Here is a 25,767-nt window from a genome sequence, read left to right as displayed (position 1 = left end):
TTAATTTTTGCTACCATAAGCCGTCTTTTTTAATGAGGTTTTTGGTTTGTTTCCACTTGCTCTGCCGGTAAACTGGAGTTTGGCACACACTCATCACGTATTAGCACAATTCCCTAAATTAAAAGACTGGGTTTGTTGTGAAAGCTCTCTTACTGTGAGAGTCAAAGAACTAGGGGTCAGTTTTTCTGTCGAAGTTCTTAATCAATCAGAAACAGTACTCACGCTAGAGCAGCAGCAAACACTCAAAACGACCGATCGCGATGCTTTAATTAGAGAAGTTGTCTTAAAGCAGGGCAATACACCATTGATTTACGCCCAAACTCTCATGCCGCATTCAACAATTTTAGGGAGTGAAGAACGCTTAGCGCACCTAGGCAATCAATCGTTAGGTCAAGTGCTGTTTCAAACCAAAGGTGCCTCACGTGGTGATATCGAGTGCACTGAGGTTACTCACGACAGTGACCTTGCAACGTTTATCGAGAATCACTTAAAACAACCAATGCACGCGCCCGTTTTTATTCGACGTTCTTTGTTTTCCCTCAACAACAAGCCGCTTTTAGTCAACGAATGCTTTTTACCTGCACTGACGGAGGCTCTGTAAGTTATGACGTCAAACAAGAACACCAGCTGGCAACTGTCTTTTACAAATTATCGCGCTTACCATCAATTGATGAGAATGGACAAACCAATAGGGATTTATCTTCTCTTATGGCCGACATTGTGGGCCTTGTGGATGGCGTCCTATGGTGTACCTCACTGGCATTACCTCGTGGTTTTTTGTTTGGGTGTCGTTATCATGCGAGCGGCAGGGTGCGTGATCAATGATTATGCCGATCGAGATTTTGATGGCCATGTGGCCCGAACAGAACAACGTCCGATTCCGGCCGGGAGAGCCTCAGCGAAAGAGGCGTTACAGCTTTTTATAGTATTAATTCTGTTAGCGTTTGGACTAGTACTTACTTTGGACCTCAACGTCATCATACTGTCTATTGGCGGGTTATTACTCGCGACCTGCTACCCCTTCATGAAACGATACACTCACTTTCCTCAAGTGGTGTTGGGCGCAGCTTTTAGTTGGGCAATACCAATGGCTTTTATGGCGGTACAAGCGGATCTGCCGTTAGAGATGTGGCTGTTATATTTTGCTAACCTAAGTTGGACTGTTGCCTACGACACCCTATACGCAATGGTAGATAGAGAAGACGATCTAAAAATTGGAGTTAAGTCGACAGCCATTGCTTTTGGTAAAAACGACTTACTTATGGTCGCGATATTACAAATGTTCACGCTCTATCTATTCTGGCAACTGATTCTATTGCTCAATTGGCAAATGCCAATGATGATCGCAATTGCGTTGGCATTTTTATTATTTTGTAAACAATGGTGGCAATGTCGCAACCGAGAGCCTCAGGCTTGTTTCAAAGCCTTTTTAGATAATCATTATGTCGGTATGGTGTTGTTTTTTGGCTTGGTAATCGAGTACTGGTAACAGTCAATGGACTTCATCGCATTGTATAAAATCATACCTCTTGCCTTAATCTGTTTATTGGGTTTTGTATGTGTGTTTTTGTCGATGTTTACCAAAGACCAAATTAATGCAGTTTCAAAACTGTCCTTCAACGTATTAATACCACTATTTTTATTTCAGAGTACTCGTCAAGCAGATCTGGACGCTGCATTATCTTGGCAATGGTTTTTCACATTTTATGCATCCATTGTTGGATTGTTTATTCTCACTTTTAGCTACCTTAGATGGGTCAAAAAACAACAACGTGGGCCAGCGGCGATGCGAACCCTAACCGCAACTTACAGTAATACTGTTTTGGTTGCGATCCCTGTTCTCGTTGGTTTATTGGGAACCCAAACAGCAGGACAAGCATTTGTTTTGCTGGCGTTTCACAGTGCGATTTTATTCACTCTAGTAGAACTGCTTGCCACCAAGGTCAGTAGCAAAACGATATTTTCTAGTTTCAAAAACCCTATCGTCATGAGTATTGCGGCAGGTTTGTTATTTAATTTATCCGGATTAACTTTGCCAGAGCTTGTATCTACGCCTATGACGCAATTGGGACAAGCTGCAATTCCACTTGCATTATTTTGCTTGGGCGCTTCCATGCGCTTTTTACCGATTAAAGGCAATCGCGTTGATGCCATGATACTTAGTACTATTAAGCTGTTTGTTTTACCTATGATAACGTTTTTGGTCGGGACTTGGGTTGGCTTAGACGCAACAGCGATGTTAATAGTAGTGTTACTGACAGCGAGCCCGACGGGAGTGAATGCGTTTATTATGGCATCTAAACATCAAGTAGAAGAGGGCGTCAGTGCGACCACCGTCGTATTATCGACCATGTTATCTGTCATAAGTATCTCTTTCTGGTCACATTTCCTTTTTAGTGCAGTACCGACTTAAACGACCAATCTAAACAATTTAAAAAAGCCGTACTTGAGATTGCTCAAACTCCAACAATTGTCGCTTTTTATCCAAACCACCAGCATACCCGGTCAGACTGCCATTTGCCCCTATCACTCTATGACAAGGTACAATGATCGCCAATGGGTTTTTACCGTTAGCCGCACCGACGGCTCTTACCGCTTTGGGATTACCGATATGCTCTGCAAGCTGCAGATATGACCACGTTTGACCGTGTGGTATTGTGGTTAACCCTTGCCATACAGTGCGCTGAAACTCTGTACCATACTCGCTTTGAAACGCTAATACCTTGTTAAAGTCATATGCTTGTCGCTTAAAATAAGCGTCTAGTTGTGCTTCTGTTTCGTCTAGTATTTGGCGCGCCTGGACACTAGGCTCGATGTCATCCAAAAGCTGCTTCTGTGAGGTTTGGCTAACAAATTCAACATACCACAAACAAGGTGTAGCAGTACTTTCGTTAATACCTATTTCTATATTGCCAAAAGGTGATTCCATTTGACGTTTAGACAGTTGTTTTGGCATGGGCTGATTTACAACGCTCATAACATACTCCAAAGATTAAACGTCAAATAAGTTCGCCAAGGTGCGGCATTTTCTGCATGTAATCCAGGAAAAATATCCATGGCTTTTTTGACGCCCAAATCCGTGTCTAACCAAATATCAGTATTACCTTGTCCTCGCATTTTCGCGTATTCCACAGTCCAAGGTCCTATTCCTTTTAATTCCAACCAAGCTTCAGGATCTTTTTCAGGATGAGTAATCATATATTTTGCTAGGCGGCTCAATGTTTCTTTGCGACTTTGGGGGATCTTTAAAAACTCTAAGTGGCTCTTAGCCACTCTTTTTGCCGTAGGAAACCAGATGTGGGTTTCACCGTTAATTTTTTTACGTTCGCCCAGCTCATCGGTAAGAGTATTTATAAGATTGGTTGCCGCTTTAACAGAGACTTGCTGGCCCAATATCGCTCTTACCCCTGCTTCAAATAAGCTCCAACAACCAGGGATCCTAAGTCCATTAATCACATTGTGTTCTGGTAAACCAGAGGCTAGTAATCCGGCGTAGATCACCCCGGCGTTTGCATTAAGATCGAGTATTTGACGAACTTTTTGGGTCACCTGATACAAATAACAGCTATCGCTAATTTCGATACTTACGTTAAAGCCTTGTTTATCTGGACGGTGAACTGCATTAAACCATCCTGTAATGGTTGTACCATCAGCACCATTAAACTGGAAGGTTCGGCTGTAGCTACTATTTCCTAGCTTCTCTACACCTGCAATGAGTCGAAATTCAACAAAATCATGCCAACGCTGCCAGTCATAAGGTGGCTGATAACTTAACTGTAATCGAATTGGCTGACTTGATACCGGTAATTTACGGATTTCTGAAGGTGTTTTTGTGGTGATTTTTTTGAAAGCATCATTAAAACGTCTAACATTATTAAACCCTGCGGCAAAGGCAATATCTTGAATCGATAGATGGGTTTGGTGTAACAGAGATTTAGCAAACAATATCTGTTGATGCTGAACATAGTGCTTGGGTGATACACCTAGCTTCTCCATAAATAATTTACGTAAATAGCGATCGGTTATACCTAAGCGCTCACTTAATTTAACTAGGTTTAAATCATGAAACCCCTCTTGATGAATTATTTTGAGTGCGCGTTCGACAGTTGTTTGAGTACCATTCCAAGCAGGGGAAAATGGCGCTGACTCTGGGCGGCATCTCAGACAAGGCCTATAGCCAGACACTAAAGCTTCATTGGCGGTTTGAAAGTACTCAACGTTTTGTTCTTTTGGAGGAGTCGCAGGGCAAATTGGTCGGCAGAATATGCCCGTCGTTTTAACTGCAATATAAAAAACCCCGTCAAATCGAGGATCTCTAGACAATCGAGCCTGCTGATATTGTTCAATTTCCATGTGACTTCACTGATTATTGATTGATAACTCTCAGTGTAATGGAAATTTGCAAATAATGTAGATGAAAACGGAAATGAAGGTTAATTCACTAATTTAAATAATAATTCACTCAGATCAGGTTGCCACTGAAACTCTTTCATCGATACGCGTCGTCCTTTAACCGTTACCCCTTCTTGTAGTAAACAGCTCCTCTGCTCTTGGTATTTTTCTGAGCCGGACTCAAACGCAATTTCACCACTTGAGCGTATCACTCGGTACCAAGGAACAGGAAATCCGTCGACACCATTTTCGGGTATGTATCCCAGACACTTTCCAACAAGACGTGATCGACCGGGCAAACCTGCTAAATCAGCGATTTGACCATAAGAGGAAACTTTTCCTTCAGGAATGGCTTGCACCGTCTTCCAAATTTTCAAGTAATGAGGATTAAGTTCCACATGGAACCTCTTGATTACATTGTTTTAAAAAACTCGTAACGTTGCATTAAGTGTTCTTGTAACGCTGGCTCTTGGAAATGCTGGTGGATGTATTTGATAATTTCAGGGCGACTCATTAATCCACGTTTTTCTTTATAGGCCCAAAATGACGCCATAAGATCATGTTGAATTGCGTCCTGCTCGTGTTTTGGTTTGGTTGCAATATTGTGACTCATAGGCTTACTTCTATTTTCATCGAATAAAGTAAGTTTACTGCCTAAAAGCCACAATTAAAATAACAAAAATACATACTCAATTGGCTGATGTAAGTTTACTCCTGATTTGTTACTAAACTATCCCCTGAGTGCGCTGACATAAATATCTTTTCCGACTTTGAAGCAATTGCCGCACGGTATTTCCGCCAAGTCCTTACAGCAAAACTATTAGACTCAGCCTCACCTAATATCGCTTTTTGAAACAATGCTTCATCTTGGTTTATTGGTTCATAAGTGTGTTTTTCTAAACCCAATAATGTTTGACCATATGTTTCCAATAACTCTGCTTCTTTAATAGTAAAAATACCGCTTCGCCGAAACCCATGAGGAAAATTTTGGTCGTCGAAATAGGTATACTTGCCAACACTTATGTTTTCCATGATCACTCCACCTAACGTTTACATTGAATGGCTGTCTTTATATAGACGATTTAATACAAAAAGGTGTAGTTTTTATTAAGTTTTTAATATTTGTGATCAATTGTTACTGCCTATAGCGGTCCTAAAATATCAATGCTTAAATAAGTCACTAAAAAATATAAACAAGGAATTATCAATGAAACAGCTATTAGTGGGCTTATTTATCATAGCGACATTGACTGGGTGCTCGACCATGACGGTGCAGCCTCAGCAAACCGCCAAAAGAGTCAACCCACCGACCTTTGAAGAAACCTATGCATTTTTCTTTTGGGGATTAGTCGGTGAAGAACGAGTAGACGTAAAAGCTGTGTGTGGCGATAAGAAGCCAGTGCAAATGCAGACTCAAGCAACGTTTACTGATGGGTTATTTTCAGCTGTTACATTGGGAATCTATTCTCCCCATACAGCAAAAGTGTGGTGTGAGTAGGAGAGTATTATGAGAATTTTGTTATCAATATTAGCAGTTGTGCTGACTAGCGGCTGTACTACGATTCACTTTGACAATGGTCCAGTAGATAATCTAAAAACAACAATCGAAACTGAAGATTGGCATCACAATGTCGCGCTTGACCTCTATGAATTATCAAAGCCAGTCGTTGTTTCGGACAAATGTAAAAACAAAGAATGGGTAACAGTGACGACTGAAGAGACGTTTATTAATGGCTTGGCTGCGTCTGTTGTAAATAATGCAGGTCCGATTTGGTACCCTAAAACCATAAGAGTAACCTGCCAAGTAGATTAAGAACTTTAAGAGCATAAAAAAACCCGGCCAATGCCGGGTTTTTAATACGGTTGATATCAAACTGAGCCTTAAAAAAGTACCAGTTAATATCTAAACGCTGATTAGCCTTTACGAATCTGCTGGATAATGCGTAATTGTGCGATCGCTTCAGACAGCTGAATTGCTGCTTCTGCATAATCTAAATCTGCACCTGGATTAGAAAGAGCTTCTTCCGCTTCTTTCTGTGCCGCTAATGCCGCAGTTTCATCCAAGTCATCAGCACGTAAAGCAACGTCTGCCAACACTGATACATAACCAGGTTGAACTTCTAAAACGCCACCCGCAACGTAGAACACTTGTTCTTCGCCGTGCTGCTTAACTACGCGTACCATGCCAGGTTTAATGGCAGTAAGTAAAGGCGCGTGACCTGGGTAAATACCCAAGTCACCTTCACTACCTGACACCTGTAACGTTTCAACGCGGCCAGAGAATAACTTCTCTTCTGCGCTTACTACGTCTAGGTGGACAGTCATTGCAGCCATTTTACGCTCCTAATTAAGCTTCTTATTTCGCTTTTTCTAAAGCTTCTTCAACCGAACCAACCATGTAGAACGCTTGTTCTGGTAGGTCGTCGTATTCACCGTTTAAGATACCTTTAAAGCCAGCAATTGTGTCTTTAAGAGATACGTATTTACCAGGTGCACCAGTAAATACTTCTGCAACGAAGAATGGTTGAGATAAGAAACGCTCAATCTTACGAGCGCGAGATACAGTTTGCTTATCTTCTTCAGATAGCTCGTCCATACCTAGGATCGCAATGATGTCTTTTAACTCTTTGTAACGCTGTAGTACTGTTTGTACACCACGTGCAACGTCATAATGCTCTTGACCGATTACTAGTGGGTCAAGCTGACGTGAAGTAGAATCTAGTGGATCGATCGCTGGGTAAATACCTTTTGATGCGATATCACGAGAAAGTACAACTGTTGCATCTAAGTGAGCGAACGTCGTTGCTGGTGACGGGTCAGTCAAGTCATCCGCAGGTACGTATACCGCTTGGATTGAAGTGATTGAACCAGTCTTAGTTGACGTAATACGCTCTTGAAGTACACCCATTTCTTCAGCTAGTGTAGGCTGATAACCTACCGCAGATGGCATACGACCTAGAAGTGCTGATACTTCTGTACCCGCTAGCGTGTAACGGTAGATGTTATCAACGAAGAAAAGTACGTCACGACCTTCGTCACGGAACTTCTCTGCCATTGTTAGACCCGTTAATGCTACGCGTAAACGGTTTCCTGGTGGCTCGTTCATCTGACCGTAAACTAGAGATACTTTATCTAGTACGTTTGATTCGTTCATTTCATGGTAGAAATCGTTACCCTCACGAGTACGCTCACCAACACCTGCGAATACTGAGTAACCGCTGTGCTCGATTGCGATGTTACGGATAAGTTCCATCATGTTTACGGTTTTACCAACACCGGCACCACCGAATAGACCAACTTTACCACCTTTAGCAAACGGACATACAAGGTCGATAACCTTGATACCAGTTTCTAGTAGTTCAGTTGCGCTTGATTGTTCTTCGTATGAAGGAGCAGCACGGTGAATCGTGTAACGCTCTTCTTCACCAATAGGACCCGCTTCATCGATTGGGTTACCTAATACGTCCATGATACGGCCAAGTGTAGCTGTACCAACTGGAACTTCGATACCTTTACCAGTACCTTCTACTTGTGCACCACGTGCTAGACCGTCAGTAGTACCTAGAGCGATTGAGCGAACAACGCCACCGCCTAACTGCTGCTGAACTTCTAACGTAAGACCCGCTAGGTCTCCGTTAGTTACTTTAATCGCGTCATATACCGCAGGTACTGCATCTTGTGGAAACTCTACGTCCACAACCGCGCCAATGATCTGTACGACCTTACCTTGACTCATGACAATTCCTCTAAATTTGTTTTTAAACCTAAACCGCTGCAGAACCAGCACATATCTCAGAAATTTCCTGAGTGATGGCTGCCTGACGTGCCTTGTTGTATATCAATTGTAATTCGTCAATTAGACCACCTGCGTTATCTGTTGCGGCTTTCATCGCAACCATACGCGCAGCTTGTTCTGACGCAGCGTTTTCTACAACGCCTTGATATACCTGAGATTCAACGTAACGAACCAATAGTGTCTCTAATAACACTTTTGGATCCGGTTCGTAGATATAATCCCATTTGTGAGACATGTCTTCGTTTTCTGCCTTCGGTAAAGGTAGTAACTGATTGATCGTTGGTTCTTGAGTCATGGTATTTACAAACTTGTTGTAAACCACGAACAAGCGGTCGATTTTGCCTTCGTTGTACGCGTCTAACATAACGCGAACCGAACCTACAACGTCTGTAACAGACGGTGCATCACCTAGACCTGAATTAGCTGCAACAACGTTGCCGCCAAAACGGTTGAAGAAAGCAACAGCCTTTGAGCCAATGGCAGCAAAGTCTACTTCTACACCGTTATCCATGTACTTTTGTACATCATTTGCAACTGCTTTGAACTCATTAGTGTTCAAGCCGCCACAAAGGCCTCGGTCAGACGAAATCACCACATAACCTACACGCTTAACCTCACGCTCTTCCAAATATGGATGGCGATACTCAAGGCTACCGCTAGCAATGTGACCAATCACTTTACGCATTGTTTCCGCATATGGACGGCTTGACGCCATACGGTCTTGAGCTTTCTTCATTTTAGAAGCCGCAACCATTTCCATCGCGCTGGTGATCTTCTGAGTGTTTTTAATACTCCCGATCTTACCTTTAATCTCTTTTGCGCCGGACATGTGATTCTCCGTTTAACATTCAACGAAGGTGAGCTTGCTAATGCTTACTCACCTAACCTAATTACCAAGTTTGAGTCGCTTTGAATTTCTCAATGCCTTCTTTCAAACTTGCTTCGATGTCGCCGTTGAAGTTACCGGTCGCATTAACGTCATTCATTAATTCAGTGTACTCACTGTTCATGAACGAGATTAACGCAGCTTCAAAGTCTAATACTTTAGAAACTTCTACGTCCTTCAGGTAACCCTTTTCAGCAGCAAATAATGAAACACCCATGTCAGCGATTGACATTGGAGCGTATTGCTTTTGCTTCATTAGTTCAGTTACGCGCTCACCGTGCTCTAATTGTGCACGAGTTGCGTCATCAAGGTCTGATGCGAACTGAGAGAACGCCGCTAATTCACGGTACTGTGCAAGAGCTAGACGGATACCACCACCTAGTTTCTTGATGATCTTAGTTTGAGCTGCACCACCAACACGAGAAACCGAGATACCAGCGTTAACAGCTGGACGGATACCTGCGTTGAACATGTCTGACTCAAGGAAGATCTGACCATCGGTAATCGAAATTACGTTAGTCGGTACGAATGCTGATACGTCACCCGCTTGAGTTTCAATGATTGGAAGTGCTGTCAATGAACCAGTTTTACCAGTTACTTTACCTTCAGTGTAACGCTCTACGTATGCTTCGTTTACACGAGCAGCACGCTCTAGAAGACGCGAGTGAAGATAGAAAACGTCACCTGGGTATGCTTCACGGCCCGGTGGACGCTTAAGAAGCAATGAAATTTGACGGTAAGCAACAGCTTGCTTAGATAAGTCATCGTATACGATAAGTGCATCTTGACCGTTATCACGGAAGTATTCACCCATTGTACAACCTGAGAAAGGTGCTAAGAATTGCAGCGCCGCAGACTCAGAAGCAGATGCAGCAACAACGATAGTGTTTTCTAACGCACCGTGCTCTTCTAACTTACGTACAACGTTTGCAATAGTTGATGCTTTTTGGCCGATAGCAACGTACACACACTTAATGCCAGAATCTTTCTGGTTAATGATAGCGTCGATTGCTAAAGCTGTTTTACCAGTCTGACGGTCACCGATAACTAGCTCACGCTGGCCACGACCTACTGGAATCATCGCGTCTACAGACTTATAACCAGTTTGTACTGGCTCGTCTACTGATTGACGGTCGATAACACCTGGTGCAATTTTTTCAACTGGTTCGAAACCAGCTGCGTCGATTGGACCTTTACCATCGATTGGAGCACCTAGTGTGTTTACAACACGACCTAATAGTGCGTCACCTACTGGAACTTCTAAAATACGGCCAGTAGATTTAACTTTTGTGCCTTCTTGAAGGTCCGCATATGGACCCATAACTACGGCACCTACAGAGTCACGCTCTAGGTTAAGTGCGATAGCATAGCGATTGCCAGGAAGTTCGATCATCTCACCTTGCATACAGTCTGCAAGACCGTGGATGCGAATGATACCGTCCGTTACTGATACGATAGTACCTTCGTTACGAGCTTCGCTGACAACGTCGAACTGTTCAATTCTTTTCTTGATTAGTTCGGCGATTTCAGTTGAGTTAAGTTGCATGCTCAAATCCCCAATTACGATTGTAAAGTTGTCGATAGACGTTCAAGTTTTCCGCGTACTGTGGCATCAATGACAGTATCACCTGCCTTGATCAACAGGCCACCTACAACGGCGCTATCAACATTACAATTCAGCTTAATTTTGCGTGCTAGACGTTTTTCTAGTGATTCAGCTAATGCTTTTTGCTGAGCATCACTAAGTTCAGTTGCAGAAGTTACTTCAACTTCAATTTCATTCTCATACAGTGCTTTTTGTTCATTGAACAATTCTGCAACTGCAGGAAGAGCAACTAAACGTCCATTTTCAGCCATCACCTTAATAAGGTTTTGGCCTCGTTCATTCAGTTGTTCACCACATACTTTGACAAATAAGTCAGAAGTAACTTCTGGTGAGTGAGAGCCAGCTAAGAAGGCTTTGATGTCTTCGTTTTTTGCAACTTCGGCAACAAACGCTAACATCTCATGCCATTCTGCTACTGCTCCGCTTTCAACAGCGAAATCAAACGCAGCTTTGGCGTAGGGACGAGCTACTGTAGTCAATTCAGACATTTGCTCTATTCCTCTGCTTATAGTTCTGCAACTAGTTTATCTAGGATGTCGCTGTGGGCAGCAGCATCAATTTGACGCTCTAAAATTTTCTCTGCACCAGCAATGGCTAAAACAGAAACCTGTTGGCGAAGCTCTTCTTTGGCACGGTTACGCTCAGCTTCCACTTCTGCGTGACCTGAAGCGATGATTTTCTCACGCTCTTCGTGGCCTTTTTGAGTTTCTTCGTCAACGATTTGTGTTGCACGCTTTTTCGCTTGCTCGATGATTTCAGCAGCTTGAACTTTAGCTTCTTTAAGCTGTTCAGTTGCTTTTTCTTGAGCAAGCTCTAAGTCTTTCTCAGCGCGTTCAGACGCTGCAAGACCATCCGCTATTTTATTTTGGCGTTCTTCAATTGCACCATTTAACGCTGGCCACACATATTTCATTGTGAACCATACGAAGAATGCAAACGCAATCGATTGGCCTAATAGAGTGGCGTTAATATTCACAACCGCTCTCCTTAATTAATTTAATGTTCGAAGAATGACTAATTAATTAAAGTGCGAACATCATGTATAACGCGATAGCTACACCGATCATCGCGATAGCATCGATAAGACCTGCTACGATGAACATTTTAACTTGTAGCTGAGGAGCAAGCTCTGGTTGACGAGCAGCAGATTCTAAGAACTTGCCACCTAATAAACCGAAACCGATAGCAGTACCAAGAGCACCTAAACCGATTAGTAAAGCAACTGCAATGTAAATAATTGGATCCATTTTTAATCTCCAAATGGTTAGTTATGTTTAAAGTTAAAAGTAAAACTGTTTGTAAATCTAAACGTCAGCCACCAGTTTTCAGTTAGCTGACGTCGGGTATTTCTAAATTAGTGGTCTTCGTGCGCCATGCTCAAATAAACGATGGTCAACATCATGAAGATGAACGCTTGAAGAGGAATTACTAATATGTGGAACGCCGCCCAAATAAAGTGCGCAGGTAACTGCCAGAAGCCCATCAGGCCGGCGATTAGGATGAAGATAAGTTCACCTGCATATAAGTTACCGAACAAACGTAGCGCCAATGACATAGGCTTAGCTAACAAAGAGATAAACTCGATGATGAAGTTAAACCAGTACAACCATGGCGTGTTAAATGGATGAGCGTATAGCTCCTTCATGAATCCACCAAAACCTTTGATTTTGATCGAATAGAAGATCATAAGAACGAAAACACCTAACGCTAATGCGGCAGTCGTGTTTAAGTCAGTAGTAGGTACAACTTTGTGGTAAATATGAGAATTACCAGAAGAAATCGTTTCCCAAGATTCGCCACCGATTAGCGCTGCTAATGTAGGTAACCAATCAACCGGAACCAAATCCATAAGGTTCATTAATAGAACCCATACAAAAATTGTTAGCGCTAAAGGAGCGATCAATTTGTTTTTGCCGTGGAAAGTGTCACGAACACTTTGACCCACGAACTCAACGATCATTTCAACAAAACATTGAAATTTTCCCGGTACGCCAGCAGTTGCCTTTTTAGCAACGCTTCGGAATGAAAGTATGAACACCAAACCTAAAAACACAGACCAACCTAGCGTATCAACGTGCCAGGTCCAGAAGCCTTCGCCTACTGTGCCATTGGTTAAATGGTGCTTAATGTAACCATTTACATCACCAGCCATTGTTTATTTCCCAAAAGTTTAAAGTTATTAAAAGAAAATCGTTTGTAAAAACTGGCTTATTTTCATTATCAAAAAGCCCACAAATAACGCCGGAAATACGACCGGAAGGGCTGTGATAACTGCGACAAATAAAGCACCAGTTATAATTATTTTTACGGTTTCTCCGCGATACATTGAGGCGGCAATCATTCTCAATTGCTGTGCGCCTGAATATCTAAATGCATAGACGGTAAACACAAAAGAGGGAAGTACATCTAACATGGCGCCGATAAAAAACGACTGACCAATTTGCACTTCCCAAATAAATCCTACTAAAACCGACAGTAAAATGGCTAAACCAAATTGAAACCCAACAAACTTAAACGCTGTTTTTCGATGTTGCTGTGTAAGGTGTCTCGCCACCGTCAATTTTCCTAACTTATTACAACGCACTGGGCGTTTATTGACCTAAACCTGTTCTAAAAACAATCTGATTTACAGATGAGGTGACAGCTAGGTTAAAATCAGGCGAAATTATACGTTTAAATGGCGCATTTGCAAGTTTAGTGGAGGGGATTACACGTCGAGATAAGATTTGATTTGTGGTTGTTTTTAGTAATTAAATTTCATTTTCGAAGGAGTCAATCTATGTAACTGATAAAACGACTTATTTTTTTGAGAAAAATGGTCAGTAAGTTACTTGTTTGACGAATTCGGTGACAAAAAAACGTTACAATTTAGTTATTTATTTTTTGTCACCTTACGCAAAAAGAGCCCTATTCGACAATAATTAACTCTCTGTAGTTAAGTGCGCAATAATTCCATCTAATTCATCAAGGCTCGAATAAGAAATGACCATTTTGCCTTTGCCTTTTCGGTTGTAAGAAATATCAACCTTGGCGCCCAAGCGTTCAACCAATTGTTGCTCAAGTAATTTCACGTCAGGGTCTTTTTCTGCCACTTTCTTCTCAACTTGTTCTTGAGTAAGACTGTTTACTAATTTCTCGGTATCGCGAACGGTTAAATCTTTTGCTACTACTCGACGCGCGGCAATAATTTGTTGGTCACCGGTTAGTGCCAGTAACACTTTTGCATGGCCAAACTCTAAGTCACCGTGTTCCATCAAAGTTTTAACGTCATCTTCGAGTTTGTTTAGACGTAAGTAATTAGTCACCGAAGTACGAGATTTGCCAACCGCATCTGCAACTTCTTGGTGAGTTAGTTCAAATTCGTCCTGAAGGCGTTGCAATGCGATCGCTTCTTCCATCGCATTTAAATCTTCACGCTGAATGTTTTCAATAAGAGCAATTGCAACCGCAGCTTCATCCGGGACATCTTTGATCAAACAAGGCACTTCATCTAATTGAGCGATTTGTGATGCTCGCCATCTGCGCTCACCGGCAATGATCTCATATTGATCATCATTGATCGGGCGTACAACGATTGGTTGGATAATTCCTTGATTCTTGATCGACGCAGCTAACTCTTCTAATGCTTCAGGAGACATATCCTTACGCGGTTGGTATTTACCTGGTACTAATTGCTCAACAGGTAGATTTACCAAGTTTCTCTTTTCACCAGTATGAGCTTCTTCAGTTGTTGCAGAAGCTGTTTGTGAATTAGTTTGAGTTGCTAATAGGGCGTCTAAACCTCTACCAAGACCACGTTTACGGGGAGACATAACTTTCCTTTACACAAAAACCGCGATTTACGCAGCGTTATTGTTTTTATCTGAACGACGAAGAATTTCACCAGCAAGGGCCAAGTAGGCTTTAGCGCCTGATGAAGATTTGTCGTAATACATCACTGGTGAACCGAAACTCGGAGCTTCCGCCAAGCGAACATTTCGAGGAATAACCGTGCGATATACTTTATCGCCGAAGTGATGTTTGAGTTGTTCTGACACATCATTCGCCAAACGATTGCGAGGATCGTACATAGTGCGAAGAATGCCTTCTATTTTTAAATTCGGGTTAACAATTGCCGCCAATTGGCTAATGGTGTCCATTAGTGCAGTCAAACCTTCCAGTGCATAATACTCACACTGCATTGGAACAATTACCGAGTCGGCCGCGGCCATAGCATTTACCGTCAACATGTTCAGACTCGGTGGACAATCGATAAAAATAAAGTCGTAGTTTTGTTGTACTTTAGAAAGCGCCGTTTTTAATCGTAATTCACGGCCAAACATTTCCATCATTTTAACTTCGGCAGCCGTTACATCACCATTTGCAGCGACGACGTGATAGCCCCCTGAAGTTTCGGTTTGGACAACTTTTTCAAAAGGCGTGTCTTCAACGAGCAGATCGTAAGCGCTGTATTCGACATCATATTTATCGACACCTGAACCCATAGTGGCATTGCCCTGTGGATCTAAGTCTATCAATAACACTTTGCGCTTCGTTGCAGCCATAGATGCAGCTAAGTTGACAGCGGATGTTGTTTTTCCCACTCCACCTTTTTGATTGGCTATTGCTATTATTTTTGCCACGTTACGGTTATTCCCTTTGAAACTGGTTAAGATGTTTTGCTTAACACGACCAAATGACGTTCGCCTTCAAGTTCAGGCACAGACAACTTAATAATTTCTTCAACTTTAACAAAATTCGGTAAGTCTTCAATTTCTTCTTTATCGACCTGACCTTTTAATGCAAAAAAACGACCATCTGGTGCAACCAAATGATGACTCCAGTTCACCATATCGCTGATAGAAGCAAATGCACGACTCAATACACCTGCGTATTGACCTTGATGATCCTCTACGCGACTTTGAATCGGTGAAACATTATTGATTTTCATTTCAAAGCAGGCTTGAGTGATAAATCTTATTCGCTTACCTAATGAGTCTAACAAGCTAAAATCTAAATCGGGATTGGTAATTGCCAACGGCATACCTGGTAAGCCGGGTCCAGTACCTACATCGATAAACTTACCATTAGAATTTGGTGTTTTAGATAAGTAAGGACTCACAACCAAGCTATCAACTATATGTTTGACTAACATTTGTTTTGGATCGCGAACCGACGTCAGGTTATACGCTTTGTTCCACTTATCCAAACGTTCGACGTAACCAACTAAAAGGTCTATTTGCTGTTCTGAAACCGTTAAATCCGTTTGGTCGATCAATTGAATAAGTTTGTTTTTTAACATTTTGATAAGGTCGGAATTGTAAAAATTGGTAGAAGTATAGCGAGCAAAGCCCGCCATACCTAGTGATAATTCTCTGCCTGATTAGTTTTTGTTCTTAGGCAGTTTTGCGAAGAGCGCCCTGTTTTTTGAGATAAACAAGGATCATAGAGATCGCAGCTGGTGTGATACCAGAAATACGAGATGCTTGGCCAACTGTATCAGGACGTGCATCTTCTAACTTTGCGATAACTTCGTTAGACAAGCCACTAATTGCACTGTAATCAAATTCTTTAGGTATTTCAGTGTTTTCATGTTTTTGCTGTTTAGCAATTTCTTGCAGTTGGCGGTCGATGTAACCCTGATATTTGATCTGGATTTCAACTTGTTCTGCAGCTTGTTTATTACTGTTTGCAGGTCCAACACCTTCAATATTCATCAAATCGTCATAACGAACTTCAGGGCGACGCACCAAGTCTTCTAAACTCGCTTCACGAGCGATAGGTGTTTTTAATAACTCGTTAACTTGATCAACCGCTGGGTGATCTTTGTGGATCCAATTTGATTTAAGACGCTCTTTTTCAATTGCGACTTGCTCGATTTTTTCATTAAAAATACGCCAGCGCTCATCACAAACTAAACCTAGCTTACGACCTTTTTCTGTCAGGCGAAGATCAGCATTGTCTTCACGAAGAAGTAGGCGATATTCAGCACGACTTGTAAACATGCGATAAGGTTCTTTAGTTCCAAGCGTTGCAAGATCGTCAATCAATACACCGATATATGCTTGATCGCGACTTGGTGCCCAAGCTTCTTTGTCTTGGACCTGAAGAGCTGCGTTCATACCAGCGATTAAGCCTTGAGCACCAGCTTCTTCATAGCCTGTCGTACCATTGATTTGACCAGCAAAGAACAGTCCGTCAATAAACTTGGTTTCTAGTGTTGGTTTGAGATCTCTCGGATCAAAATAATCATATTCAATGGCATAGCCTGGACGCGTAATGTGCGCATTTTCAAAACCAGCAATTGAATGAACTAATTCAACCTGTACGTCAAAAGGTAAACTTGTCGAGATTCCATTAGGGTATACTTCGTGAGTTGTTAATCCTTCCGGTTCGACGAATATTTGGTGTCGATCTTTATCTGCGAAGCGAACTATTTTATCTTCAATTGACGGGCAGTATCTTGGCCCAATCCCTTCGATAACTCCTGAGTACATTGGTGAACGGTCTAATCCACCTCGAATAACATCATGAGTTTTCTCATTTGTGTAAGTGATAAAACAAGGTATCTGTTGTGGATGACACCCATCTTTACTGATAAATGAAAAATGAGGCGTTGGAGTATCACCTGGCTGAGCTTGCATTACAGAAAAATCGATTGTTCTCGCGTCAATACGAGGTGGTGTACCCGTCTTAAGACGATCTACACGGAATGGTAATTCGCGTAAACGGTCAGCTAAAGCAATAGACGGAGGATCGCCTGCACGGCCTCCAGAGTGGTTTTCTAAGCCAATGTGTATCTTGCCCCCTAAAAATGTACCAACGGTCAGTACAACGGCATTAGAGCGGAATTTAAGACCCATTTGGGTTACTACACCAACAACTCGATCATTTTCTACGATAAGATCATCGCAAGATTGTTGGAATATTTTTAAATTAGGTTGGTTTTCTAAAGTTGTTCTGATTGCTGCTTTGTACAGCTGTCTATCCGCTTGAGCGCGTGTCGCACGAACAGCCGGGCCTTTTGAAGAGTTTAGAGTTCGGAATTGAATACCACCAGCATCTGCCGCAAGTGCCATAGCGCCACCAAGGGCATCGATTTCTTTTACTAAGTGACCTTTTCCGATCCCACCGATTGCAGGATTACATGACATTTGACCAAGTGTATCAACATTGTGAGTCAACAAAAGGGTACTCTGGCCCATGCGCGCAGCTGCAAGAGCAGCTTCAGTACCCGCGTGGCCACCACCAACAACAATGACATCAAATTGTTCAGCAAAGATCATGATTACCTCGAAACTTCAAAAAAGGGATCCTTAAAAAAGGGCGCGTATTCTATCTTGCTTTTAAAGGGATTTAAACGGTTATTTATTGCCCATTTTGTTCCCGTACTCAAGTCATTCAGATCACTAATTAAATATAAGATCTATTTAAAGATCTTTTATTTTTATTACTATTAGCATTTGAATTTCTGTTAGTAAGTCGAATTTTTCATTATTTTTTAGGATCTTCTGAGGATCATATCTTGTGATCTAGCTTGGATCTAATCGCAATAACCTTGTAGACAAAGTGCGATCTTATCCACACCAGAAATAGCGACAGATCTTATTCTTTGGATATTATCAGTTAGATCAAATGATCTTAACGATCTTATACACACCCCTAGCTAACAAAGAATACTACTGTGTGAATATTGTTAATAACTATTAGATAAAATGTGATCAGGCGAAAAAGAGCGCAACAAAGGTGGTGAGATGTGAATTGATCGGATCTAAATAAAATTTTATCTAGATCCAGATCAAGATCGCAAAAACTAGGATAGATCGCTTATTAATGCGTTAAATTGAGGAATAATCAGGTCTTCAGGAAGTTCATCTGACATGGCATCTGCAAGAATTGGTTCTGAAACCGATGCAGATCCCTTGTTGATTAGGGTCGTATGTATTGCTTTAGCAGCGTGACAAAAGGTGTCATAACTTGAGTCTCCTAAACCTATCACAAGGTGTTTAAGGCCCTCTAATGAATCTTTGCTGAGCAACATGTTATATATGGGTTTAAGGTTATTTGGTACTTCACCTGCACCATGTGTTGAAGTACAAAAAAGCCAAATGTCCCCATTGTTTACATCCGGCAGTTCGTCATTTTCTACTAATTGATGAGCTAAATCATGCTCATTTAAAACATCAATTAGTTCATCTGCTACGTATTCTGCAGTACCAGTTTCGGTCCCTACATATATGTATATCATTGTAATTATGTGTCCTATTTAAATTTCTTTGGCTATTTTCCAATACAAAATGAACTAAAGATCCGCCCAAGTAGATCATCAGAGCTAAACTCCCCTGTGATCTCATTTAGATGTTGTTGAGCAATGCGCAATTCCTCTGCCAATATCTCACCAGCTATAAATGAATGTAACTGGTCTTTGCCTTGTAATAAGTGTGAATAGGCACGGTCTATAGCGTCTAAATGCCTGCGTCTTGCCATGAACGTACCTTCTGTACTCCCTTCAAAGCCCACAGCTGCTTTTAAGTGCTGTTTTAACTCTGCAATGCCCAATTGGTTTTGTGCGGATATAGATACCACGGGTAGGTCATTGATTGTTGTAATGCCAGCGTTATCTTCACCGATCAAATCAATTTTGTTCCTGACGATAGTTAACGGCATATTTTCGGGTAATTGATCGATAAATTCGGGCCAGATCTTATGAGGGTCTATGTCGTCATTTGTGGTTGCGTCGACCATAAGCAGCACTTTGTCAGCTTCTTTTATTTCTTTCCATGCGCGTTCAATACCGATTTGTTCTACCGTATCTGGGCTTTCACGTAAGCCAGCTGTGTCGATAATATGTAGTGGCATTCCGTCTATATGGATATGTTCTTTGAGGACATCTCGAGTCGTTCCTGCGATATCCGTTACGATGGCACTTTCCTTTCCTGATAAAGCATTTAGTAGAGAAGATTTACCCGCATTTGGACGTCCAGCGATAACCACTTTCATGCCTTCACGCATAATTGCGCCTTGTTGTGCTTGTTGCTTAACACGTTCAACAGACTCAATAATGTGATCGAGATCTCCAGCTACCTTTCCGTCTGACAAAAAGTCGATCTCTTCATCAGGAAAATCAATCGCCGCTTCGACGTAGATACGCAGTTGGATCATGAGCTCGACGAGTTGATGTATTTTATTCGAAAACTCGCCCTGAAGAGATTGTAAAGCTGACTTTGCTGCTTGTACTGATGTACTTTCTATTAGGTCAGCAATTGCTTCAGCTTGAGCCAAATCGATTTTGTCATTTAAAAATGCGCGTTCGCTGAACTCACCTGCACGGGCCATACGGATGCCATCGATTTTTGTAATTTCTTGTAATAATAAGTCTATTACGACGGGTCCACCGTGACCCTGAAATTCTACAACGTCTTCACCAGTGAATGAGTTAGGGCCTTTAAAAAACAAAACGATTCCCTGATCGAGTACACTGCCGTCCAAGCCTTTAAATGTTAGATAATCTGCATATCGGGGCTTTGGGCATTTGCCCGCTATTTGCTCAGCGACATGCACAGATAAAGGGCCAGAAACACGAATAATGCCAACGCCACCTTTACCAGGGGCTGTTGCTTGGGCCACTATAGTTTCTACATTTTCAAACGGGTTACTCATACTTAATCTCTAAATCTAAAAAAAGAAAAGGCGACACAGGGTCGCCTTTAATTGTACTTCATTTTAAAAAGAAAATGACGGGTCGTTGTTATGACTTTTTCGCCGCTTGCTTTTTGTCAATTGCGCGATAAATCACGACCATTTGGATGATCGAGATAACGTTTGATACCAACCAGTAAAGAACTAGACCTGCTGGGAACCACAAGAAGAATACTGAGAACAGTACAGGCATCCACATCATCATCTTTTGTTGCATTGGGTCGGCAGAAGGCGTCGGTGATAACTTTTGCATTAACCACATTGAAGCACCAAATAATACCGGCAATACATAGTATGGGTCTTTCGCAGAAAGGTCTGTGATCCAAAGGCCAAATGGTGCGTGACGAAGCTCGACACTTTCCAAGAATACCCAATAAAGAGCAAGTAAGATCGGCATCTGGAGCAACAGAGGCAAACAACCACCCATTGGGTTTACTTTCTCTTTGCGGTATAGCTCCATTGTCGCTTGACCAAACTTCTGACGGTCATCACCAAAACGCGCTTTTAATTGCTCCATCTTAGGCTGAAGCGCACGCATTTTTGCCATTGATTCGTATTGTTTTTTGGTAAGAGGGTACATCAGCATTTTCACAACAATAGTGATGATAATAATTGCAATACCCCAGTTACCTACAAATCCGTAAATCGCCGCCAGACCAGAGAATAGGATTTGTGAAATAAAGAATAAGAATCCGTAGTCGACAGTCAAATCTAGAGTGTTGTGAATATTTGCTAACTCTTCTTGATTTTTAGGACCTGCAAACAATGTTGCGGATAGAGTTTCTGTCGCACCTGGTTGAATAACAACTGCTGGTGATTTAACTCCAATGATTGCTGCTGAACCATTGCCTATCGAGCGCGAGTAAATGTTGTTTTGAAGTTCCTGGCTAGGTACCCAAGCGGCAACGAAATAATGTTGAATCATACCAATCCAACCACCTTTGGTGTTTTCGTTTAGCTTGTCATCAGCCATATCATCAAAGTCGTGTTTTTCGTATGCACTGTCCGCGGTTGAATATACACTGCCGCGGTAGGTCGGCATCATCATACTGCTTTCTTGTTCAGTGATCTCTTGTTTCAACTGAAAGAAAGGAACAACTTGAGCTGCTTTGTCAGAGTTGTTTTGTAGTTCAAACGCAACATCAATTGAGTGTAAGCCGCGAGTAAATTTAAACGTTTTCTTTACTGTTAAGCCATCTTCTGTTTGATAAGTCAAAGGTACTGTTAGTTCACTACCTTCGAGCATCCACTCTTGTTGTTCTGCGCGATACAAAGGTCGGCCTTCAGTGGCTGCGTCTGGACCTTGAGGTCCTACTAGACCTGACATAGCAATGTATGCTGGCGTTTGTTTTAACAGGTGGAATTTTTCTTCAGATAGGTGAGTTTCATCGTATTGCAGTAGAGTTGCAGATACTACGTCACCACCTTGTGGATCAATTAAGACTTCTAATGTGTCTGTTACGACTTTGATTAGATCTTTATTCGCTGGCGCTTGAGGCTCAACGAGCGCAACAGAATCCGCCGCTGGTAAATCAGCTTGTGAATTAGTGTTTGCGTTTGGTAATCCAGTTTCCTGTTGAGCAACAGTTTGAGTTACTTGCTGAGGAGCTGGCGTATTGTAATCGACTTGCCATTGTTGGAATAGCAAAAAGCTAACCAAGGCTAAACCAATAACTAAGAACGAACGTTGCGATTCCATAGCGCTTATTTCTCTTCTTTATTTTTGTCTATTGTGGTTGAAGGTGGAACCGGATCGAATCCGCCTTCACTGAAAGGGTGGCATTTTAGAATACGTTTAACACTTAACCAAGTACCTTTTGCTGATCCATGCTGATCAATTGCTTCAATTGTATATTCTGAACAGCTTGGATGAAAACGGCACTTTGCAGGAAACCATGGGCTAATAAGGAGCTGATAGCCTCTTACTATTTTTTTAAGGATTGTTCGCAACGGAGAGCGATTTTTTTCCATAGTTTTTTTAACTGCTTGTTGAGTTTTTCGTTATCTACCTGACCAATGCCATCTCGGGCGAGCACTACTATATCAATATTTGGTAGGTTGTGTTGATTTAACCGAAAACTTTCTCGGGTAATGCGTTTGATTTTATTGCGACCAACGGCAGTTTTTTCTTTTTTCTTAGCGACGATTAATCCTAGACGTGGGTGGTCTAAATCATTGTATTTGGCTAAGAGAGTGAAGTGATCTGAAACAGCTTTGACAGGGTGGTCAAATATTCGCGAGAATTGCGAGGGAGTTACAAGACGTAACTCCCTTGGAAAAGTGAAGTTATCCACTTTATTATGCAGAAAGAGACTTACGTCCTTTTGCACGACGACGCGCTAAAACAGCACGACCGTTTTTAGTTGCCATACGAGCACGGAAACCGTGAGTACGCTTACGCTTTAGAACGCTAGGTTGAAATGTACGTTTCATATTTAATCCATCCGATCGGTTATTACTACTAATTATCCCGCAGGTCGCGACCCCTGCAGGGCCCCAAAAAAGGACGCCGAATAATATAGATTGATCCATAAATAGTCAATTATTTTGATCCATTTATTTTTGTACTAACAGTATATTCACAAAACAATATTTAATACCTGTTGTTATTGTGGATAAGTTAGGAGTTATTCATAAACTTTTGTGGGCAGTTGATTTTGCTGAAATTCGACTTTTTTGTGCTTTATGAAATTCCGTATTCACTGGTAATCAGTCAGCATAAAGGGCTAATTCAATGGATTTATAAGAAGCCATAAATTTAAGCCGATTTATTCTATTTTTTACGGCATTTGTTGGTTGAGTTTGTGGATAATTCTAAGGCATAATAACCGACGCGCTATTGTGCATGAATAATTATAACCGGACATCAAAATAGGACGTTAAGTGTATCAATCACTGTGGCAACATTGCCTGCAAGTTTTGGAACAAGAACTGTCGCAACAGCAGTTTAATATGTGGATCCGCCCACTGCAGCTTCATAGTTCAGATCAGCTTATGACGTTATATGCGCCTAATCGCTTTGTGTTGGATTGGGTCAGAGATAAGTACATGAATCGCATCAATGAACTGTTAGTGCAGTTTAGTGATGGTGCAGCTGTGCCTAGGTTAAACTTTGATGTTGGTTCAAAAGCCGCAGCGCAACCACAAACCTTCAGCCATGCAGCCGAAACGAGTAATGTTCAAGCTAACCAACCACAGGCGATGAGTACACCTGTGATGGGACAAAGTGGTAGTCCTGTTTCTCCTGCGGCTAAACCAAAGGCCGTATTCAAATCAAATATAAATGATACTTACACATTTGATAGTTTCGTTGAAGGTAATAGTAACCAATTAGCACGTGCCGCAGCGATGCAAGTTGCAGATAACCCTGGTGGTGCATATAACCCATTGTTTTTATATGGCGGAACTGGTCTAGGTAAAACTCACTTACTTCATGCGGTCGGCAACGGCATCATGGAAAACAAAAAGGACGCAAAGGTCGTCTATATGCATTCTGAACGCTTTGTTCAGGACATGGTAAAAGCGCTACAGAATAATGCGATTGAAGAGTTTAAGCGTTATTACCGAAGTCTTGATGCACTTTTGATCGATGATATTCAATTTTTTGCTAAAAAAGATCGTTCACAAGAAGAGTTTTTTCATACCTTTAATGCGCTATTAGAAGGTAATAAACAAATCATTTTGACTTCGGATCGTTATCCAAAAGAAATCGACGGAGTTGAAGATAGACTTAAGAGCCGCTTTGGTTGGGGTCTTAATGTTCCAATCGAACCGCCTGAGTTAGAAACTCGGGTCGCTATTTTGATGAAAAAAGCTCATCAAAGTAAGGTTAAATTACCAGAAGAAGTGGCGTTTTTTATCGCTAAGCGACTTCGCTCTAATGTTCGCGAATTGGAAGGGGCATTAAACCGAGTTATTGCAAACGCTAACTTCACTGGACGTCCGATAACAATAGACTTTGTAAAAGAAGCGTTGAGAGATTTACTGGCACTTCAAGACAAATTAGTCACCATTGATAATATTCAAAAAACGGTTGCGGAATATTTTAAAATTCGCGTAGCGGATATTTTATCCAAGCGTCGCAGCCGTTCTGTCGCAAGACCAAGACAAATTGCAATGTCACTAGCAAAGGAATTAACCAATCACAGTTTACCTGAGATTGGAGATGCGTTTGGTGGCCGAGATCACACAACTGTATTGCATGCCTGTCGCAAAATAAAAGAACTAAAAGAAGAAAGTCACGAAATTAAAGAAGACGTGCAAAATTTAATGCGAATTTTGTCGTCATAATGGGGAATGGATAAATGCATTTCATTATAAGTAAAGACGCACTTTTAAAACCATTAACTATGGTCTCCGGCGCGATAGAACGAAAACATACGCTGCCGATCCTATCAAATGTTTTAATTGAAACATCATTAGATTCTGTTCGCTTTACGGGTACAGATATGGAAGTGGAGTTGGTAGCGTCCGCCACACCAGATAATGTTATTCAAGCTGGTGCTATTACCGTTCCCGCTAAAAAACTTTTCGATATTTGTCGTTCTTTACCAGGTGATTCTGAAATTGAATTAAAAGTAGAGGGACACGCCGCTATTTTGAAAGCAGGTAAATCTCGTTTTAGTTTGTCGACACTGCCTGCAAGTGACTATCCTAATCTTGAAGAATGGCAGTCAGAAGAGCAAATTAAACTTCAAAGGCACACTTTACGAGCTCTGATCGAGCGTATCTATTTTTCTATGGCCAATCAGGATGTTCGTTATTATCTCAACGGTATGTCTTTTGAGTTAGAGAGTGATGTAATTCGCACGGTTGCCACAGACGGCCATCGTTTAGCGTTAGCACAACAGCCGATTTCAAATGGTGTGTCTCAGCAAAAACAAGTAATTGTTCCTCGTAAGGCTGTGTTAGAAATCTTACGTTTAGTTGAAGATAATGACGCTGAGCTAGAGCTTCAGCTTGGTAATAATCACATTAGAATTAACGACGCTAATTTCGTATTTACTAGTAAATTAGTTGACGGTCGTTTTCCTGACTATCGCCGTGTTTTACCGCAAGGCGGAGACAAAACCATTGTTGCGGACAAAAACATGTTAAAAGACGTGTTTCAACGAGTTTCTATATTGTCAAACGAGAAGTTCAAGGGGGTTCGTCTTAACCTAAGCCAGGGTGAGTTATTGGTTTCTGCAAATAACCCAGAGCAAGAACAAGCTGAAGAAACGGCGTTAGTTGACTATAACGGTGGCAATTTGGAGATTGGTTTTAACGTCTCATATATCATTGATGTTTTAAATAACATAACGACAGACACGGTTAAAATTATGTTAGCGGATGCTAACAGCAGTGCATTGATTGAAGGCTATGACGACGCATCTAGTTTGTACGTTGTTATGCCAATGAAGCTCTAAT

At 41.6% G+C, this 25,767-nt stretch carries 31 protein-coding genes; 7 read left to right on the top strand and 24 right to left on the bottom strand.

Features of this window, described 5'->3' with window-relative positions:
• Positions 1-46 precede the first annotated feature (46 nt).
• Genes J1N51_RS09510 through J1N51_RS09500 form a run of 3 tightly spaced genes read left to right on the top strand, consistent with a single transcriptional unit; the run spans position 47 to position 2,413 of the window.
• Positions 47-601: a chorismate--pyruvate lyase family protein gene (locus J1N51_RS09510; RefSeq protein ID WP_208830751.1), complete on the top strand. Its 555-nt coding sequence runs from the start codon at positions 47-49 to the stop codon at positions 599-601.
• 3 nt (positions 602-604) lie between these two features.
• Positions 605-1,489, top strand: a complete 885-nt coding sequence (gene ubiA, locus J1N51_RS09505) for a 4-hydroxybenzoate octaprenyltransferase (protein ID WP_208830749.1) — start codon at positions 605-607, stop codon at positions 1,487-1,489.
• Positions 1,490-1,495: 6 nt separating this feature from the next.
• The gene (locus J1N51_RS09500) at positions 1,496-2,413 is read left to right on the top strand and encodes an AEC family transporter (protein WP_208830747.1); all 918 of its coding nucleotides are present in this window, start codon (positions 1,496-1,498) and stop codon (positions 2,411-2,413) included.
• Positions 2,414-2,431: 18 nt separating this feature from the next.
• Here the strand turns inward: J1N51_RS09500 and J1N51_RS14780 are convergent, their stop codons facing one another.
• From J1N51_RS14780 to maoP, 5 genes are all read right to left on the bottom strand, one after another.
• Complete coding sequence (locus J1N51_RS14780) at positions 2,432-2,977, bottom strand: methylated-DNA--[protein]-cysteine S-methyltransferase (RefSeq protein ID WP_269802004.1); 546 nt, start codon at positions 2,975-2,977, stop codon at positions 2,432-2,434.
• Positions 2,974-4,353, bottom strand: a complete 1,380-nt coding sequence (locus J1N51_RS09490) for a DNA-3-methyladenine glycosylase 2 family protein (RefSeq protein WP_208830745.1) — start codon at positions 4,351-4,353, stop codon at positions 2,974-2,976. Before J1N51_RS09490 ends, J1N51_RS14780 begins: the two co-directional genes overlap by 4 nt.
• An 80-nt stretch (positions 4,354-4,433) precedes the next feature.
• Positions 4,434-4,790 carry an MGMT family protein gene (locus J1N51_RS09485; protein ID WP_208830743.1) on the bottom strand — a complete coding sequence of 119 codons (357 nt, stop codon included), beginning with the start codon at positions 4,788-4,790 and terminating at the stop codon, positions 4,434-4,436.
• Positions 4,791-4,804: 14 nt separating this feature from the next.
• Entirely contained in the window at positions 4,805-5,005 is a 201-nt protein-coding gene (locus tag J1N51_RS09480) for a DUF3283 domain-containing protein (RefSeq protein ID WP_208830741.1), read from the bottom strand.
• A gap of 95 nt (positions 5,006-5,100) precedes the next feature.
• On the bottom strand, positions 5,101-5,424 hold the full coding sequence (gene maoP, locus J1N51_RS09475) for a DUF413 domain-containing protein (protein ID WP_208830739.1): 324 nt from the start codon (positions 5,422-5,424) through the stop codon (positions 5,101-5,103).
• A 175-nt stretch (positions 5,425-5,599) separates the two neighbouring features.
• Here maoP and J1N51_RS09470 point away from each other — a divergent pair, with 175 nt between their 5' ends.
• Both J1N51_RS09470 and J1N51_RS09465 read left to right on the top strand, forming a co-directional pair.
• Complete coding sequence (locus tag J1N51_RS09470; RefSeq protein ID WP_208830737.1) at positions 5,600-5,890, top strand: Bor family protein; 291 nt, start codon at positions 5,600-5,602, stop codon at positions 5,888-5,890.
• 9 nt (positions 5,891-5,899) lie between these two features.
• Positions 5,900-6,205 (top strand): Bor/Iss family lipoprotein, encoded by a 306-nt coding sequence (locus tag J1N51_RS09465; protein WP_208830735.1) that lies wholly within the window; start codon positions 5,900-5,902, stop codon positions 6,203-6,205.
• A 101-nt stretch (positions 6,206-6,306) separates the two neighbouring features.
• On the opposite strand, the gene J1N51_RS09460 is transcribed toward J1N51_RS09465, so the two are convergent.
• The 19 genes from J1N51_RS09460 to rpmH all read right to left on the bottom strand — a co-directional run bounded on the left by J1N51_RS09460 (position 6,307) and on the right by rpmH (position 22,791).
• Positions 6,307-6,726: a F0F1 ATP synthase subunit epsilon gene (locus J1N51_RS09460; protein ID WP_208830733.1), complete on the bottom strand. Its 420-nt coding sequence runs from the start codon at positions 6,724-6,726 to the stop codon at positions 6,307-6,309.
• A 22-nt stretch (positions 6,727-6,748) separates the two neighbouring features.
• Positions 6,749-8,128 (bottom strand): F0F1 ATP synthase subunit beta, encoded by a 1,380-nt coding sequence (atpD, locus tag J1N51_RS09455; RefSeq protein WP_208830731.1) that lies wholly within the window; start codon positions 8,126-8,128, stop codon positions 6,749-6,751.
• A gap of 28 nt (positions 8,129-8,156) precedes the next feature.
• Positions 8,157-9,017 (bottom strand): F0F1 ATP synthase subunit gamma, encoded by an 861-nt coding sequence (gene atpG / locus J1N51_RS09450; RefSeq protein ID WP_208830729.1) that lies wholly within the window; start codon positions 9,015-9,017, stop codon positions 8,157-8,159.
• 61 nt (positions 9,018-9,078) lie between these two features.
• Positions 9,079-10,620 carry a F0F1 ATP synthase subunit alpha gene (gene atpA, locus J1N51_RS09445; RefSeq protein ID WP_208830727.1) on the bottom strand — a complete coding sequence of 514 codons (1,542 nt, stop codon included), beginning with the start codon at positions 10,618-10,620 and terminating at the stop codon, positions 9,079-9,081.
• 14 nt (positions 10,621-10,634) lie between these two features.
• A complete protein-coding gene (gene atpH, locus J1N51_RS09440) occupies positions 10,635-11,168 on the bottom strand; it encodes a F0F1 ATP synthase subunit delta (RefSeq protein WP_208830725.1) in 534 nt (177 codons plus the stop codon).
• Positions 11,169-11,185: 17 nt separating this feature from the next.
• Positions 11,186-11,656 carry a F0F1 ATP synthase subunit B gene (gene atpF / locus J1N51_RS09435; RefSeq protein ID WP_208830723.1) on the bottom strand — a complete coding sequence of 157 codons (471 nt, stop codon included), beginning with the start codon at positions 11,654-11,656 and terminating at the stop codon, positions 11,186-11,188.
• A gap of 46 nt (positions 11,657-11,702) precedes the next feature.
• Entirely contained in the window at positions 11,703-11,927 is a 225-nt protein-coding gene (atpE, locus tag J1N51_RS09430) for a F0F1 ATP synthase subunit C (protein WP_208830721.1), read from the bottom strand.
• 107 nt (positions 11,928-12,034) lie between these two features.
• Complete coding sequence (gene atpB, locus J1N51_RS09425) at positions 12,035-12,832, bottom strand: F0F1 ATP synthase subunit A (protein ID WP_208830719.1); 798 nt, start codon at positions 12,830-12,832, stop codon at positions 12,035-12,037.
• A 27-nt stretch (positions 12,833-12,859) separates the two neighbouring features.
• A complete protein-coding gene (locus J1N51_RS09420; protein WP_208830717.1) occupies positions 12,860-13,234 on the bottom strand; it encodes an ATP synthase subunit I in 375 nt (124 codons plus the stop codon).
• Positions 13,235-13,601: 367 nt separating this feature from the next.
• Positions 13,602-14,492: a ParB/RepB/Spo0J family partition protein gene (locus tag J1N51_RS09415; RefSeq protein WP_208830715.1), complete on the bottom strand. Its 891-nt coding sequence runs from the start codon at positions 14,490-14,492 to the stop codon at positions 13,602-13,604.
• 27 nt (positions 14,493-14,519) lie between these two features.
• On the bottom strand, positions 14,520-15,302 hold the full coding sequence (locus tag J1N51_RS09410) for a ParA family protein (protein WP_208830713.1): 783 nt from the start codon (positions 15,300-15,302) through the stop codon (positions 14,520-14,522).
• Between the two features lie 26 nt (positions 15,303-15,328).
• Positions 15,329-15,961: a 16S rRNA (guanine(527)-N(7))-methyltransferase RsmG gene (gene rsmG, locus J1N51_RS09405; RefSeq protein ID WP_208830711.1), complete on the bottom strand. Its 633-nt coding sequence runs from the start codon at positions 15,959-15,961 to the stop codon at positions 15,329-15,331.
• Positions 15,962-16,055: 94 nt separating this feature from the next.
• Entirely contained in the window at positions 16,056-17,945 is a 1,890-nt protein-coding gene (gene mnmG, locus J1N51_RS09400) for a tRNA uridine-5-carboxymethylaminomethyl(34) synthesis enzyme MnmG (protein ID WP_208830709.1), read from the bottom strand.
• A gap of 527 nt (positions 17,946-18,472) precedes the next feature.
• Positions 18,473-18,907 carry a flavodoxin domain-containing protein gene (locus J1N51_RS09395; protein WP_208830707.1) on the bottom strand — a complete coding sequence of 145 codons (435 nt, stop codon included), beginning with the start codon at positions 18,905-18,907 and terminating at the stop codon, positions 18,473-18,475.
• A gap of 32 nt (positions 18,908-18,939) precedes the next feature.
• Entirely contained in the window at positions 18,940-20,319 is a 1,380-nt protein-coding gene (mnmE, locus tag J1N51_RS09390) for a tRNA uridine-5-carboxymethylaminomethyl(34) synthesis GTPase MnmE (protein WP_208830705.1), read from the bottom strand.
• 88 nt (positions 20,320-20,407) lie between these two features.
• Positions 20,408-22,057 (bottom strand): membrane protein insertase YidC, encoded by a 1,650-nt coding sequence (gene yidC, locus J1N51_RS09385; RefSeq protein ID WP_208830703.1) that lies wholly within the window; start codon positions 22,055-22,057, stop codon positions 20,408-20,410.
• Positions 22,058-22,062: 5 nt separating this feature from the next.
• On the bottom strand, positions 22,063-22,329 hold the full coding sequence (gene yidD, locus J1N51_RS09380; protein WP_208830701.1) for a membrane protein insertion efficiency factor YidD: 267 nt from the start codon (positions 22,327-22,329) through the stop codon (positions 22,063-22,065).
• Positions 22,284-22,652: a ribonuclease P protein component gene (gene rnpA / locus J1N51_RS09375; RefSeq protein WP_208833391.1), complete on the bottom strand. Its 369-nt coding sequence runs from the start codon at positions 22,650-22,652 to the stop codon at positions 22,284-22,286. Before rnpA ends, yidD begins: the two co-directional genes overlap by 46 nt.
• A gap of 4 nt (positions 22,653-22,656) precedes the next feature.
• Positions 22,657-22,791, bottom strand: a complete 135-nt coding sequence (rpmH, locus tag J1N51_RS09370; RefSeq protein ID WP_208830699.1) for a 50S ribosomal protein L34 — start codon at positions 22,789-22,791, stop codon at positions 22,657-22,659.
• A gap of 450 nt (positions 22,792-23,241) precedes the next feature.
• Here rpmH and dnaA point away from each other — a divergent pair, with 450 nt between their 5' ends.
• Both dnaA and dnaN read left to right on the top strand, forming a co-directional pair.
• Complete coding sequence (dnaA, locus tag J1N51_RS09365) at positions 23,242-24,648, top strand: chromosomal replication initiator protein DnaA (protein WP_208830697.1); 1,407 nt, start codon at positions 23,242-23,244, stop codon at positions 24,646-24,648.
• Between the two features lie 14 nt (positions 24,649-24,662).
• A complete protein-coding gene (dnaN, locus tag J1N51_RS09360) occupies positions 24,663-25,766 on the top strand; it encodes a DNA polymerase III subunit beta (RefSeq protein ID WP_208830695.1) in 1,104 nt (367 codons plus the stop codon).
• Position 25,767 lies beyond the last annotated feature (1 nt).

It is taken from the genome of Psychrosphaera ytuae, assembly GCF_017638545.1.
Lineage (GTDB): Bacteria > Pseudomonadota > Gammaproteobacteria > Enterobacterales > Alteromonadaceae > Psychrosphaera > Psychrosphaera ytuae.
The sequence above is the reverse complement of the archived record's forward strand: the minus strand, read 5'-3'. Positions and strand labels throughout refer to the sequence as shown.

Excerpts from the sequence above, each read along its gene's own strand:
- ubiA (WP_208830749.1), top strand. The coding sequence starts at position 605 with ATGACGTCAAACAAGAACACCAGCTGGCAACTGTCTTTTACAAATTAT.
- J1N51_RS09500 (WP_208830747.1), top strand. The coding sequence starts at position 1,496 with ATGGACTTCATCGCATTGTATAAAATCATACCTCTTGCCTTAATCTGT.
- J1N51_RS14780 (WP_269802004.1), bottom strand. The coding sequence starts at position 2,977 with ATGAGCGTTGTAAATCAGCCCATGCCAAAACAACTGTCTAAACGTCAA.
- J1N51_RS09490 (WP_208830745.1), bottom strand. The coding sequence starts at position 4,353 with ATGGAAATTGAACAATATCAGCAGGCTCGATTGTCTAGAGATCCTCGA.
- J1N51_RS09480 (WP_208830741.1), bottom strand. The coding sequence starts at position 5,005 with ATGAGTCACAATATTGCAACCAAACCAAAACACGAGCAGGACGCAATT.
- maoP (WP_208830739.1), bottom strand. The coding sequence starts at position 5,424 with ATGGAAAACATAAGTGTTGGCAAGTATACCTATTTCGACGACCAAAAT.
- J1N51_RS09470 (WP_208830737.1), top strand. The coding sequence starts at position 5,600 with ATGAAACAGCTATTAGTGGGCTTATTTATCATAGCGACATTGACTGGG.
- J1N51_RS09465 (WP_208830735.1), top strand. The coding sequence starts at position 5,900 with ATGAGAATTTTGTTATCAATATTAGCAGTTGTGCTGACTAGCGGCTGT.
- J1N51_RS09460 (WP_208830733.1), bottom strand. The coding sequence starts at position 6,726 with ATGGCTGCAATGACTGTCCACCTAGACGTAGTAAGCGCAGAAGAGAAG.
- atpD (WP_208830731.1), bottom strand. The coding sequence starts at position 8,128 with ATGAGTCAAGGTAAGGTCGTACAGATCATTGGCGCGGTTGTGGACGTA.
- atpG (WP_208830729.1), bottom strand. The coding sequence starts at position 9,017 with ATGTCCGGCGCAAAAGAGATTAAAGGTAAGATCGGGAGTATTAAAAAC.
- atpA (WP_208830727.1), bottom strand. The coding sequence starts at position 10,620 with ATGCAACTTAACTCAACTGAAATCGCCGAACTAATCAAGAAAAGAATT.
- atpH (WP_208830725.1), bottom strand. The coding sequence starts at position 11,168 with ATGTCTGAATTGACTACAGTAGCTCGTCCCTACGCCAAAGCTGCGTTT.
- atpE (WP_208830721.1), bottom strand. The coding sequence starts at position 11,927 with ATGGATCCAATTATTTACATTGCAGTTGCTTTACTAATCGGTTTAGGT.
- atpB (WP_208830719.1), bottom strand. The coding sequence starts at position 12,832 with ATGGCTGGTGATGTAAATGGTTACATTAAGCACCATTTAACCAATGGC.
- J1N51_RS09415 (WP_208830715.1), bottom strand. The coding sequence starts at position 14,492 with ATGTCTCCCCGTAAACGTGGTCTTGGTAGAGGTTTAGACGCCCTATTA.
- rsmG (WP_208830711.1), bottom strand. The coding sequence starts at position 15,961 with ATGTTAAAAAACAAACTTATTCAATTGATCGACCAAACGGATTTAACG.
- mnmG (WP_208830709.1), bottom strand. The coding sequence starts at position 17,945 with ATGATCTTTGCTGAACAATTTGATGTCATTGTTGTTGGTGGTGGCCAC.
- J1N51_RS09395 (WP_208830707.1), bottom strand. The coding sequence starts at position 18,907 with ATGATATACATATATGTAGGGACCGAAACTGGTACTGCAGAATACGTA.
- mnmE (WP_208830705.1), bottom strand. The coding sequence starts at position 20,319 with ATGAGTAACCCGTTTGAAAATGTAGAAACTATAGTGGCCCAAGCAACA.
- yidC (WP_208830703.1), bottom strand. The coding sequence starts at position 22,057 with ATGGAATCGCAACGTTCGTTCTTAGTTATTGGTTTAGCCTTGGTTAGC.
- yidD (WP_208830701.1), bottom strand. The coding sequence starts at position 22,329 with ATGGAAAAAAATCGCTCTCCGTTGCGAACAATCCTTAAAAAAATAGTA.
- rpmH (WP_208830699.1), bottom strand. The coding sequence starts at position 22,791 with ATGAAACGTACATTTCAACCTAGCGTTCTAAAGCGTAAGCGTACTCAC.
- dnaN (WP_208830695.1), top strand. The coding sequence starts at position 24,663 with ATGCATTTCATTATAAGTAAAGACGCACTTTTAAAACCATTAACTATG.